Raw genomic sequence first — 12,805 nt, 5'->3', positions numbered from 1 at the left:
CGCGCCGGCCCAAGAGAGCATGATCCAGAGGCCCCCGTGACCACAGCGACCCCAGTGACCACCAGCCTGTCCCTTTCGACCCTTTCCGAAATCACCGGTGCCAGCGTGCCGGCCTATGCCCGCAAGGACCTGACGGCCGGCATCGTGCATCTGGGCGTCGGCAACTTCCACCGCGCGCACCAGATCGTCTATCTCGACCGACTGTTCAACCGCGGGCTCGACCGCGACTTCGCGGTGATCGGCGCCGGCGTGAAGCCCTATGACGTGGCGATGCGCGACCGGCTGAAGGGGCAGGACTGGCTCTCCACCGTGGTGGAGCTGGATCCGGGCGGCCTGACCGCCCGCGTCACCGGCGCGATGATCGACTTTGCGGAAGTGGACCCCGACGCCATCGTCGCCGTGCTGGAGCGGCCCGAGATCCGCATCGTCTCGATGACGATCACCGAGGGCGGCTATTATGTGGACGCGACCACCGGCGGCTTCGATGCGGGCCATCCGGAGATGGTCACTGATGCGGCGAACCCCGACGCGCCGGCCTCCAGCTTCGGCATCCTGCTGAAGGCGCTGCGCCGCCGCCGGGCCGCCGGCACCGCGCCTTTCACCGTGATGTCCTGCGACAACCTGCCGGAAAACGGCCATGTCGCCCGCAACACCGTGCTGGGCCTTGCCCGCATGAGCGACGCGGACTTCGCCGAGTGGGTGGCGGAAAACGTCGCCTTCCCCAGCAGCATGGTCGACTGCATCACGCCGGCGACCTCGGAGCGCGAGAAGGCCTTGATGCGCGAGCGCTTCGGCATCGAGGATGCAGCGCCGGTGGCCTGCGAGCCGTTCCGCCAATGGGTGATGGAGGACCGCTTTCCCGCCGGCCGTCCGCAGCTGGAGGAGGTGGGCGTCCAGTTCGTGGAGGACGTTGCCCCTTACGAGCTGATGAAGCTGCGGATCCTCAACGGCGGCCATGCGGCGATTGCCTATCCGTCCGCGTTACTCGGCTACCACTTCGTCCATGACGCGATGACCGACCCGCTGATCGCCGGCTTCCTGCGCAAACTCGCCCATGCGGAGATCATCCCGACGGTGCCGCCGATCGCCGGCGTCGACTTCGCCGCCTATTTCGAGCTGATCGCCTCGCGCTTTTCCAACCCGGAGGTTGGCGACACGATCCCGCGCCTGTGCCTCGACGGGTCGAACCGGCAGCCGAAATTCATCCTGCCGACCGTGCAGGCGCGGCTGGAGGCAAATGCGGACCTTGCGGGCCTGGCGCTGGAAGTGGCGCTGTGGTGCCGCTATTGCGCCGGCACGGCGGAGGACGGCAGCGCCATCGAGATCGCCGACGAGCGCGCCGCCGAGCTCACCCGGCGGGCGCTGGAGGCGCGCGAGCGGCCGCAGGCCTTCCTCGATTTCACGCCTGTCTTCGGCGATCTCGGCCGCAGGCAGCCCTTTGCCGATGCCTTCGCGCGCGTCCTCCGCGCGCTGTGGGTGGATGGCGTGCGCCCCGTGCTGACCCGCTATATCGAGGCTGGCGACACGGGGCACTGACCGTACGACATCCGCCCTTGCAAGGCGGCGCGGCGGATCTCCTCCCTTCGCCGCGCCGCTTTTCCTTTGCCGTCTTTCCTGTTGAGGGGGCGGCGATGCCCTCGACCCTGCCGCCGCTTCGTGCTTGTCTCGGCACCTTGAAAAAACCGGCAAGGGAGGAGTGCCTTGGGCATTCACGATGCATCGGGGCTGAAGGCCCTGCTTTTCGATCTCGACGGCACGCTGGTCGACAGCGTTCCCGACATCGCGGCGGCGGCCAATCAGCTGCTGGAAAGCGAGGGGCATGCGCCGCTGGAGGTCGACGAGGTGCGCCGGATGATCGGCCATGGCATCCCCAAGCTGGTGGAGCGGGCGCTCGCCGCGCGCGGCCGCACGCTGGACGCGGCGGCGCAGGCGCCGCTGGTGGCGCGGATGATGGGCTTTTACGGCGACAACCTGACGGGGCGTACGACGGTGCTGCCCGGTGCCATGGAGGCGCTGGAGGAAGGCGCGCGCGCCGGCCTCGGCCTTGCCGTCGTCACCAACAAGCCCGAGGGCTTTTCCCGCACGATCCTGAGCCATTTCGGCATGGACGACCTGGTGCCTGTGGTCGTTGGAGGCGACACCTGCGCCACCCGCAAGCCGGCGCCGGAAATGCTGCTGCATGCGGCAGCAGAGCTCGGCGCGACGCCGGCAACGGCGGTGATGGTGGGTGACAGCGGCGCGGATGTCGACAGCGCGCGGGCCGCAGGAATGAAGGTCATCGTGGTGCGCGGCGGCTATGGCGGCGTTGCGGCGGAAGACCTTGGCGCCGATATCGTCATCGACAGCCTGACGGATCTGTTCGGCGCGCTGGCGCGCCTCGCCGAAACGAGCGACGCCCGGGCCTGAGCCCGGGCGCCGAGTTTCGTTTCAAGGCAATGTCCGGCTGGCGGATTACCGCCAGCCGCCCCGGCCCGGCCGATAGCGCGTCTGGCGCAGGTAGTTGGCCGAGACCCAGCCGCTTTCCTCGCCGCCGAGCAGCTGGATGCGGCACCAGGTCTGGGTGCCGACCGCGCGGCAGCCCCTGTCGATCAGCACATCGCCATTGGCCACCCGGCCGATCACGGAATAGCCGGTGCCCGGACCGCTGCGCACATTGAGCAGCCCGTTGGAGCTGAGACCCGTCACCTCGAAATAGCTGGCGCGCGGATCGGGACCCGGGAAGGGGCCGGGACCGGGGAGGGGATCGGGACGCGAGGGCCGGTCGGGCCGGTCCGGGCGCCAGTCGCCGGGGCGGTCATCGCCCGGACGGCCGGGACGATTGGGGCGACCCGGACGATCGGGGCGACCGTCCCCCTGTCCGAGATGGCCTTCGCGCAGGAAATCGCCGGCAACCCAGCCCTTGGCATCGCCGTTGCGACGCTCGACCTGGCACCAGCGCTGGCGCTCGCCGACCAGCCGGCCGCAGCCGAGATTGCGCAGCAGCTCGCCGTCCGACAGGCGCGCGGTGATCGGGAAGCCGGTGCCCGGGCCTGTGCGGACGTTGAGATAGTCGCGCCCGCTGATGCCGGTGACCCGCCAGAAGTCCGGGCCGCCGTCGTCCATGTCCATGCGGGGGCGCTCGGGCCGGCCGGGGCGGCCGATGCCGGGACGATCAGGACGGTCGGGACGCCCGGTGCCCGGCCGGTCGGGGCGGTCCGGACGACCGGGACGGTTGCTGCCCTCGCGCAGATAGGTGGCCGAAACCCAGCCGTTGTCGCGCCCGTTCGGCCGCTCCACCCGGCACCAGCGCTGGCCGGTGACCATGTGGCAGCCGAGATTGCGCAGCACCTCGCCATTGGCAAGGCGGGCAACCACCGGGTTGCTGGTGTTGGGACCCGAGCGCAGGTTGAGGAAATCGCCGGCGCTGACGTCGGTCACCTGCCAGAACTCCGGGGTGCCGGCATTGCCCCCACCCTGGTTTCCACCGGGCGGGCGGCCGCCGCCGGTGCCGGGCTGCGGATCGGGGCGCTGCGGGCGGGTTTGGCCGGCGCGCACGGAGGCGATGGTCAGCACGTAGCGGGCCGTCTCGTTGCGCGCGACGCCGTCGATCGACAGGCGCACGCGGATGCGGTAGTCGCCGGCCTCGGTCGCCCGGCCACTGTATTTCGCGCCCTGATGCGAGCCGTCGAACACCTCGCGCCGGCTGCCGGGCTCGGCGACGCCCATGTGCACGTAGCGGTTGGAGGAGGACAGCGAGAGGCTGACCTGCTGGCCGGTCGTCACCGGAAGCAGGTATTCGACGAATTCCTCGCCCTTGATCATGCCGGCGATCTCGGTGCCGGCGGCTCCGCGCGGAATGTCGATGCGTTCGGTGCGCATTTCCATGGCGAGCGCTGCCGGCGCTGCGAGGACGACAGCCGCCGCAACGGCCGCCGTGGCAAGGGAGCGGAAAAGCGTCATGCCTGAAATCTCCTGAACGAATCTGCCGAAAAGCAGGGTCAGGATGAGTGTTCGCCCGGCAATGTGTCGAGGTCTTGGCGCCGGCACGATGATTTGCGGGCCATGTGCCCTAGAGGTTTTCGCGCATTGCCGGACGGTCCGCGGGGCTTATCATCGCGCATCGTCTCACGGGGGAACCGCAATGCCTGCCGCCGCGCTGATCCTGTTCTATCTCCTCATCGCGCTGGCGCCGCTCGCCCTGGCCGCCGCCAGCGGCCGGCCGCCGCGCCCGGTGATGGATGAGATCGCCAGCGGCATGGCGATGGTGGCCTTCGCGATCCTGCTGATGGAATTCGTGCTGTCGGGCCGCTTCCGCTCGATCTCGGGCCGCGTCGGCCTCGACGTCACCATGCGCTTCCACCAGCTGCTCGCCCGCACCGCGCTGGTGCTCGCCCTGGCGCATCCGTTCCTGTACACGCTGCCCTTCGCCCGGCCGCTCCCTTTCGACCCGACCCGCCAGCTGACGCTGACCTTCGCCGCCGAAGGGCTTGCGACCGGCGTTCTGGCCTTCGCACTGCTGCCGGGTTTCGTGATCCTGTCGATTGCCCGCGACCGCATCGGCTGGCGCTACGAGACCTGGCGGCTCGCCCACGGGCTCGGCGCGCTGGCCATTGCCGTTCTGGTGCTGATCCATGCCCGCCACGCCGGCCGCTACAGCGCGGATCCGCAGCTGGCCGGCCTTTGGGCCGTGCTGACGGCGGCGGCGGTGCTGTCGCTGGCGCATGTCTATCTGGTGAAACCGCTGCTGGCGCGCCGCCGCCCCTGGGAGGTGACGGGCCTGCGGCAGCTGGCCGAGCGCACATGGGAGGTGGTGCTGAGCCCCAGGGGGCACGAGGGGATCTCGTACCGCGCCGGGCAGTTCGCCTGGATCCGCATCGGCGCGCCGGTCTTCTCGCTGCGCGAGAACCCGTTCTCCATCGCCTCGGCGCCGGGCGAGGGCAAGGACCTGCGCTTCGTCATCAAGGAGCTCGGCGACTTCACCGCGACGCTGAGCGGCATCCCGCTCGGCACGCGCGCCTATGTCGACGGGCCGCACGGCAATCTGGTGCTGGAGGGGCGGCAGGGCAGCGGCATCGCCTTCATCGCCGGCGGCGTCGGCATCGCGCCGATGCTGAGCCTGCTGCGGCAACTGGAGATCGACGGCGATCCGCGCCCGACGGTGCTGGTCTACGGCAACCGCCATGCGGGCCAGATCGCCTGCACGGAGGACCTCGCCCGCATGCGCCGCCAGCACCGGACGGAGGTGGTGCAGGTTCTGTCCGAACCGCCGCAGGGCTGGGAAGGCGAGCGCGGGATGGTCGACGCGGCGCTGGTCACACGGCTGTTCACTGAGGCGCGCCATCGCGATTGGCTCTATGTCCTGTGCGGTCCCGCCCCGATGATGGAGGGCGTCGAGGAGGCGCTGCTCGACCTCGGCGTGGCGCCGCGACAGATCATCTCGGAAAGGTTCCAGCATGACTGAAAGGCGCCTCCCGCCGAAGCTGCCGCCGCACACCACGCGCGTGCGGCGGCTCGCTCTCTTCTGGGTCCTCAACGCCGCTCTGGCCGCTGGCATCCTCGTCTTCGCCCTGCGGTAGGCGTGGGCCTGCCGGAGGTCGGTGTGTTCCCGCAGCCGCTCTGGAAGCCAATAGGCCCAGGATCTCGCGATGCTCGTCCGGGGTGACGCGCGAAGGGGATGCGAGGTCGTGCTTCTATCTCAGGCCGTCATTCCGGGCGAGCATCGCGAGACCCGGAACCGGAGAGCGGCGGCCCGTTCCCATAGCTCGATCTGTAGCGTTGAATATATTTTTCGAATTATTGCGTGATTTGCTTAAGGTCGATGTGTGTTCGATATCGTCTTGCGTCGAAACTAAGACAAAACAAGATTTATACCTTTCGAGGTGAGCGGGATAACCTTTTCGCACAAGTCCGGCAGCGACCCGGAAAACGGGCCGCCCGGCATGTTCGAGGAGGGCTCAAACGTGATCGTCCGTACCTTCAAGGCAGCCGGCGATGCGCCGGTTTTCCGCTATGCCGTGTCCCGCGAAGTGGTGTCGCGCACCGACCAGGTGGGGCATGCGCTCTACGACACGACGCTGGCCGCCGGCGCTGCCGACACGGTGACGCGCGATGCCGCCGGCGAGTTTCCCGCGCAGGCGCATTTCTGTCTTTCCGGCAAGGGCACGGTGATCGTCGACGGACGCAGCGAGCGCGCTTCGCCCGGAACGCTGATCGCCGCGCGGGCGAGCACCGAGGTGAGCTTCATTGCCGAGAGCGAAATGCGCATCTGCACCGTCTTCGGCGGCGAGGGGCCGCAGGAGGCGATCCGCGCCGATGCGCTGATCCGCCATATCGACGAGTTCATCGGCACCGAGCGCGACGTCTTCTGGGGCAACGGCCAGAGCCGGCGGCTCCTGGTCAAGGCGGACGGCTTCGGCTTTGCCCTGTGCCAGACGCTCGGCAACGCCAACACGGACTCGCCACTGCAGTACCGGCACCATTTCGAGAGCTGCTACTACGTCTCGGGCAGCGGCGAATATGTCTGGGAGAGCGGCAGCCACCCCATCGACACCAACGGCGCGCGGGCGACCGCCTTCATCATGAACCGGAACGATGCCCACCGCATGGTGGTGCGCGACCCCTCGATCTGCCTCAGCATCTTCAGCCCGCCCATCGAGGGCACCGAGGCCCATGACTTTTCCGGCAAGCGGCCGTCGTCCTACTGAGAGACGCCCTCCAGCGGCCGCCTGGCGCGCCGGAAACCGTCTCGGCCGAGATGGAGCACGGCTTGGCGGCAATCAGTCGCCAAGCCACCGAATGTGCCGAATATAATATATTTCAACTGCTTTGGCCGGATCGCTAAGGTTTTCCTGTCCGCCGCGGATGCCGTCCGCGTCCCGGTTGGCGTCGCCGGAAGGAGTTTCAATGACGTCGCAATCCGCGCAAAGCGCCGAAGGTCATGTCTTCGACATCATCGGCATCGGTATCGGTCCGTTCAACCTCGGGCTCGCCTGCCTGACCCAGCCGATCCGCGATCTCGACTGCCTGTTCCTGGAACGCAAGGACCAGTTCAACTGGCATGAGGGGACCCTGCTGGAAACGGCGACGCTGCAGACGCCCTTCCTGTGCGATCTGGTGACGCTGGCCGATCCGACCAGCGAGTTCAGCTTCCTGAACTACCTGAAGCAGACCGGTCGGATCTACGCCTTCTATGCGTTCCTGCTGGACACGGAAAACTTCTTCCTGCTGCGCAACGAATTCAACAAGTACTACCGCTGGGCGGCAGGCCGCCTCGACAACGTGGTGTTCAACCGCGAGGTGGAAACGGTCGAGTACGACGAGACGGCCGGCGTCTACCGGGTGACCAGCCTCAACACCAAGATGGGCCAGCGCAAGGTGCTGCTCGCCCGCCGCATCGTGCTCGGCTCGGGCATGTCGCCGGCGCTGCCCGCCCCGTGCGAGCCGCTGCGCGACACGCTGCTGCACAGCGCCGACTACCTGCGCAACCGCGAGGCGGTGCGGCAGAGGAAGTCGATCACGGTTGTCGGCTCGGGCCAGAGCGCGGCGGAGGTCTATCACGACCTGCTGAGCGACATCGACCGCTACGGCTACCGGCTGAACTGGGTGACGCGCTCCTCGCGCCTCGTGCCGCGGGAACTGACCAAGTTCACCCTGCAGATGACGACGCCGGACTATGCCGACTATTTCTTCTCGCTCTCGCGGCCCAAGCGCGAGGACCTGGTGCGGGCGATGCAGTCGATCTTCAAGGGCGTCAACCCGTCCCTGATCAACGACATCTACGACCTGCGCTATCGCAAGCTGCTCGGCGGCGATGTCGACATGATGCTGATCTCCAACACGGAGGTGGAGGCCTGCACCCATGATGCGGTGAGCGACAGCTTCCGCGTCACCTTCCGCCAGGTGGAGGAGGAGAAGTCCTTCGAGCTGGAGACCGACGTGCTGATCATGGGCACCGGCTACCGGTTCCGCATGCCGGACTATCTCAAGCCGATCGCGACGCGCATCAACTGGTGCGGGGAGGGACGCTTTGCGGTGGCGCGCAACTGCAGCATCGACAAGGAGGGAGGCGAGATCTTCGTACAGAACGCGGAAATCCACGCCGACAGCTACCTGCCGCCGGATCTCGGCCAGTCCTGCTACCGCAACTCGATCATCATCCGCGAGGTGCTGGGCAAGGAATACTATCCGGTGGAGAGCAGCCTTGCCTTCCAGCGCTTTTCCTCGCCCGCGGACGGTGCCGCAGCCGCCGTCTCGGCCGGCGGCTGACGGGGCGAACCGATGGATGCGATGACCGCCGCCCTGCAGACCATGCCGCCGCACGAGCGCGCGACGGCGCATCTGGAAAGCGACCGCTGGCTGTGGGCCAACCGGCTCCTGGTGCGCAAGGCGATCTCCGAGTTCGCCCACGAGCTGCTGCTCGCCCCCCGCGAGAAGGGCGGCGAAGCCGGAAGCTACGTGCTGGAGCAGCCGGCGCTCGGTATCGAATACACGTTCCGCGCCCGGCGCATGCGTCTCGACCATTGGCAGGTGGATGCCCACTCGATCAAGAAGCGGATCAAGGGCGAGCCGGCGCCGCTCGACGCGCTGAAATTCATCATCGAGTTCAAGAAGGAACTCGGCATCCGCGACGCGATGATGCCGGTCTACCTCGACGAGATCAGCAGCATTCTCTACGGCAGCGCCTACAAGGCGGCGACCAAGCCGCACCGCGCCTCCGATCTTGCCGGCGCCGATTTCCAGACCATCGAGACGGGCATGACGGAGGGGCATCCCTCCTTCGTCGCCAACAACGGCCGGCTCGGGTTCGACACGGCCGACTATCCGCTCTATGCGCCGGAGGCGGCCGGCCCGCTGTCCATCGTCTGGATCGCGGTCGCCCGCGAGCACGCGCGCTTCACCGCGATGGCCGGCATCGACCACGAACGGCTGATGGCGGAGGAACTGGGCGAGGAAACCGTCGCAGACTACCGGGCGCAGTTGACCGGCGAGGGGCTCGACCCCGACCGCTACCATTTCATGCCGGTGCATCCCTGGCAGTGGTTCAACCGCATCTCGATGAGCTTTGCCCCCGAGATCGCCCGCCGCAACATCGTCTATCTCGGCCTGTCGCGGGACCTCTACCAGCCGCAGCAGTCGATCCGTACCTTCTTCAATGCCTCCTCGCCGTCGAAGCGCTACGTGAAGATGGCGCTGTCGATCCTCAACATGGGCTTCATGCTGCAGCGCGGCCTGTCGCCGGAGGACATGCAGACGACGCCGGAGATCAACGAGTGGCTGCGCAACCTGCTGGCGCGCGACCGCTACCTGCAGGACAACGGCTTCTGCCTGATCTGCGAGCAGGCGACGATCAGCTACCGCAACCCCTACTATGAGGAAGGGCTGGCGGCGGATTCTCCCTACAAGCACGTGCTCGCCGCCTTGTGGCGGGAAAGCCCGGTCAACCTGATCCGGCCCGGCGAGCGGCTGATGACGATGGCCGCGCTGCTGCATCTGGACCCGCAAGGGGACTCGCTGACCGCCAGCCTGATCGAGCGCTCGCGGCTGGGGGCGGAGGAGTGGATCCGCCGTTACCTCAAGGCCTATCTGGCGCCGGTGCTGCACTGCTACTACGCCTATGACATCATCTTCATGCCGCATGGCGAGAACGTCATTCTCATTCTGGAGAACGACGCGCCGACGCGCATCGTCATGAAGGACCTGGCGGAGGAGATGCGCATCCTCAACAGCGGCGCGACGCTGCCGCCGGTGGTGCGGCGCAACTGCGTGGTGCTGGACGATGCGGTGCGGCTCGACGGCATCTTCACCGATGTCTTCGACTGCTACTTCCGCCATCTGGCGGCGATCCTCGACGAGAGGCAGGTGCTGCCCGAGGCGCGGTTCTGGGCGCTGGTCGGCGAGTGCGTGCGCGAGTACCAGGCGGCGCAGCCGCAATATGCCGAGAAGTTCGCCCGTCACGACGTCTTCGTGCCGGAGTTCCCGCGCAACTGCATCAACCGCCTGCAGCTGCGCGACAACCAGCAGCTTCTCGATCCCAACGACCCTGACAAGGGGTTCGAATATGCCGGCACGCTGCCCAATCCGCTGACAGGCGGGGCGGATGGCTCGCCGGGCCTGCTGCGGCGGGCCGTGGGGCATATCGGGACCTATTTTCTCGGCCCGGGCTGAGGCCGGTTTCGTCTGCCTTGCGCTGCTTGCGCAGATATGAAAACGGACTTTGTTGCAAGAAACCCTCTCTGGAATACTGAAGGCGCGCCGTCTTTCGATTGATTTCGAAAGCAGATGGCTCGTCATTTCTGCCTATCCGGGAAGGGAAATACGATGTTGAAGGCTATCGAGATTTCGAAGGAGCTCAACGAGGACAGCCTCCGCAAGCTCATTGCGAAGAACATCGACGCGATCCATGTGCCGGGTTTCTACCCCAAGGACCTGTCGGCCACCTTCGCCGACTGCATCGCCGGCCATTCGGAACTGGAAGCCTACAAGGTGCAGAACGCGCTGAAGCGTCTCGGCATGGGCTATGTCGATGTCGGCAAGGACGCGGACAACGCCAACCGCTACCACAGCGAGGCGATGCGCTCGATCTGGGGCATCCGCGACATGATCTACCCCAACCTGACGCCGCTCGACCACTTCCGCCTGTTGCTGGAGGAGGTCTGGCCGGCGGGCGCGACCATCCAGACCATCGACGGGCGCAAGAGCTTCGTCGGCACCTGCCGGGTGATCGACCCGGGCGCCAAGATGCTGCCGCATAACGACCGGCTGGCGCGGATGCTGTCGAACGGCGCGTCGGACCTGACCGGCCAGCTGGCGGTCAACGTCTATCTCGACATGCCGCCGGAGGGCGGCGAGCTGGAGCTGTGGCTGAGCGAGCCGACGCCGGAGCAGGACAAGGAGCAGGAGACCCGCGACGGGCTCGACCGCGAGGTGCTGGGCGAGCCGCGGCTGCTGATCCGGCCGGAGAACGGGGACCTGGTGCTGTTCAACTCGCAGCTGATCCACGGGGTGACGCCGGGCGTCGGCGGGCGCCGGGTGACGATGTCCTGCTTCGTCGGCCATCGCGGCGACGACCAGCCGCTGACCTACTGGAGCTGACGTTTCCGCTGCATCGCACGTGCTGGAACGAAAAGGGGCGCGCCTTCCTGTCGAGGGCGCGCCCAAGTTTCATTTCGGGGAGGAACCGTCCGCCGCCAACCCGGCCCGCCTCCTGAAACGGGCCGGATTCCGCTGATGCGACGGACGGTCTTCCGGTTACTCGCCCGCCGCCGCGGCTGCCGGGGCCTCGGGGCCCGAAAGCAGGTCGCGCCGCCGGATCATCAGACCAGAGATGACGATGGCAAGAACCGAAAGCAGAGCGACGATCCACATCAGCACCGAGAAGGCGGAGGCGAAGCTCGCCCGGCCGAATTCGGTGACTGCCGGCTGGACCTCGACCGGCGCGCTGGCAACGGCGCCGGCGAAGTCGCCGCGGGCGATGAAGTTCGCCGTGTTGGTGAGGCCTTCGCCGAGCGCGGTCGCCAGATCGCCCGAGCCGCCGAGCTGCAGCGTGATGCTGGACAGCAGGATGGCGCCGAACACCGAGATCGACAGGGTGAAGGAGCCGTGGCGGAAGGTGATGTTGACGCCCGAGGCAACGCCCGCCTTCTCCGGCGGGACGACGGCGGTGGCGACGTTGGACAGCTCGCCGTTGATGAGGCCGGTGCCGAGGCCCAGCAGCAGGAAGGCGACCACCCACACGACCACCTCGGCCGGCGGAGCGATGGCGAGCCACAGGAAGCCGGCGGCGACCAGCGCGCAGCCGAAGGCGATGAGACCGCGCACGCCGAGGCGTTCGGGCGAGGCCAGCCGCGCACCGAGCGGGGCGACGAGCAGCAGGGGGATGGTCATCGGCAGCAGCATCAGGCCGGCCGAGGACGCGGACATGCCGTGCACCACCTGGAAGTAGATCGGCAGGTACACCAGCATGACCCAGAAGGTGATGCTGTTGAGCACGCAGACCAGCTGCACCCCGGTGAAGGTGGGGATACGGAAGAGGCGCAGGTCGAAGGCCGGCTTCTTGACGCTCGTTTCGATCCACACGAACAGCAGGAACAGCACCACCGCACCGGCGATGGCCGCCAGGATGGTCTGGCTGCCCCAGCCGCGCTCGCCGCCCTCGATCACCGCATAGGACAGGCAGCCCAGCGCGCCGGTGAAGGTGAGGATGCCCGGCCAGTCCAGGCCGCCCGCATTGTCATCGGAGGATTCTTCCACGCGCCAGTAGCACAGCGTGATCAGCAGCGCGACGATCGGCACGTTGAGCAGGAAGATCCAGCGCCAGCTGAGCAGGTCGACGAGAATGCCGCCGACGATCGGTCCGAAGGCTGCGCCGCACCCGATCGACACGCCCCACAGCGCGAAGGCCTGGGCCCGGTCGGAGCCCTGGAAGGCGTTGGAGATCAGCGCGACGCCGAGGATCAGCATGGCGGAGGCCGAGAGCCCTTGCGCGACGCGGCCCCAGATCAGGGCCGTCGGCGTGTCGGCAAGGCCGACGATCAGCGAGGTGACGCCGAACAGCGCGAGGCCGATCACCATCACCCGCCTGCGGCCGAACCAGTCGGCAATCGCGCCGACGGCGATCAGCACCGAGGTATAGGCGATGTTGTAGGCGTTGATGATCCACTGAAGCTCGGCGAAGCTCGCCTTCAGCTCCCGCTCGATGGACGGCAGCGCGATGGCGACCACCGTCACGTCGAGAATGACGAGGAACGAGCCGAGCGCGGCAACCGCGAGCGTCGGCCAGTTGTCCATCAGCGAGGAACGTGGTGTCGATTGGACTGAGGTCATTGTC

At 67.5% G+C, this 12,805-nt stretch carries 10 protein-coding genes; 8 read left to right on the top strand and 2 right to left on the bottom strand.

What is annotated here, in order from left to right:
• Positions 1-54 precede the first annotated feature (54 nt).
• The gene (locus ACVJ6E_RS00320; RefSeq protein ID WP_120268188.1) at positions 55-1,536 is read left to right on the top strand and encodes a mannitol dehydrogenase family protein; all 1,482 of its coding nucleotides are present in this window, start codon (positions 55-57) and stop codon (positions 1,534-1,536) included.
• A 165-nt stretch (positions 1,537-1,701) separates the two neighbouring features.
• A complete protein-coding gene (gph, locus tag ACVJ6E_RS00315; RefSeq protein ID WP_120268187.1) occupies positions 1,702-2,406 on the top strand; it encodes a phosphoglycolate phosphatase in 705 nt (234 codons plus the stop codon).
• A 45-nt stretch (positions 2,407-2,451) separates the two neighbouring features.
• Here gph and ACVJ6E_RS00310 read toward each other — a convergent pair whose 3' ends face one another.
• Positions 2,452-3,939, bottom strand: coding sequence for an SH3 domain-containing protein (locus ACVJ6E_RS00310; protein ID WP_158592654.1), 1,488 nt, complete (start codon positions 3,937-3,939; stop codon positions 2,452-2,454).
• Between the two features lie 181 nt (positions 3,940-4,120).
• Here ACVJ6E_RS00310 and ACVJ6E_RS00305 point away from each other — a divergent pair, with 181 nt between their 5' ends.
• The 6 genes from ACVJ6E_RS00305 to ACVJ6E_RS00280 all read left to right on the top strand — a co-directional run bounded on the left by ACVJ6E_RS00305 (position 4,121) and on the right by ACVJ6E_RS00280 (position 11,070).
• The gene (locus ACVJ6E_RS00305) at positions 4,121-5,440 is read left to right on the top strand and encodes a ferredoxin reductase family protein (protein ID WP_158592653.1); all 1,320 of its coding nucleotides are present in this window, start codon (positions 4,121-4,123) and stop codon (positions 5,438-5,440) included.
• Complete coding sequence (locus ACVJ6E_RS00300; RefSeq protein WP_256431531.1) at positions 5,433-5,555, top strand: hypothetical protein; 123 nt, start codon at positions 5,433-5,435, stop codon at positions 5,553-5,555. Before ACVJ6E_RS00305 ends, ACVJ6E_RS00300 begins: the two co-directional genes overlap by 8 nt.
• A gap of 384 nt (positions 5,556-5,939) precedes the next feature.
• On the top strand, positions 5,940-6,683 hold the full coding sequence (locus ACVJ6E_RS00295; RefSeq protein WP_158592652.1) for an ectoine synthase: 744 nt from the start codon (positions 5,940-5,942) through the stop codon (positions 6,681-6,683).
• A gap of 199 nt (positions 6,684-6,882) precedes the next feature.
• Complete coding sequence (locus tag ACVJ6E_RS00290) at positions 6,883-8,244, top strand: SidA/IucD/PvdA family monooxygenase (RefSeq protein WP_120268184.1); 1,362 nt, start codon at positions 6,883-6,885, stop codon at positions 8,242-8,244.
• 12 nt (positions 8,245-8,256) lie between these two features.
• Positions 8,257-10,143: an IucA/IucC family protein gene (locus tag ACVJ6E_RS00285; RefSeq protein WP_120268183.1), complete on the top strand. Its 1,887-nt coding sequence runs from the start codon at positions 8,257-8,259 to the stop codon at positions 10,141-10,143.
• A 153-nt stretch (positions 10,144-10,296) separates the two neighbouring features.
• Positions 10,297-11,070 carry a 2OG-Fe(II) oxygenase gene (locus tag ACVJ6E_RS00280; RefSeq protein WP_158592651.1) on the top strand — a complete coding sequence of 258 codons (774 nt, stop codon included), beginning with the start codon at positions 10,297-10,299 and terminating at the stop codon, positions 11,068-11,070.
• Positions 11,071-11,226: 156 nt separating this feature from the next.
• On the opposite strand, the gene ACVJ6E_RS00275 is transcribed toward ACVJ6E_RS00280, so the two are convergent.
• Entirely contained in the window at positions 11,227-12,801 is a 1,575-nt protein-coding gene (locus tag ACVJ6E_RS00275) for an MFS transporter (RefSeq protein WP_120268181.1), read from the bottom strand.
• Positions 12,802-12,805 lie beyond the last annotated feature (4 nt).

Source organism: Stappia sp. G46H5W, assembly GCF_058448995.1.
This window is presented reverse-complemented; position numbering and strand designations above follow the sequence as displayed.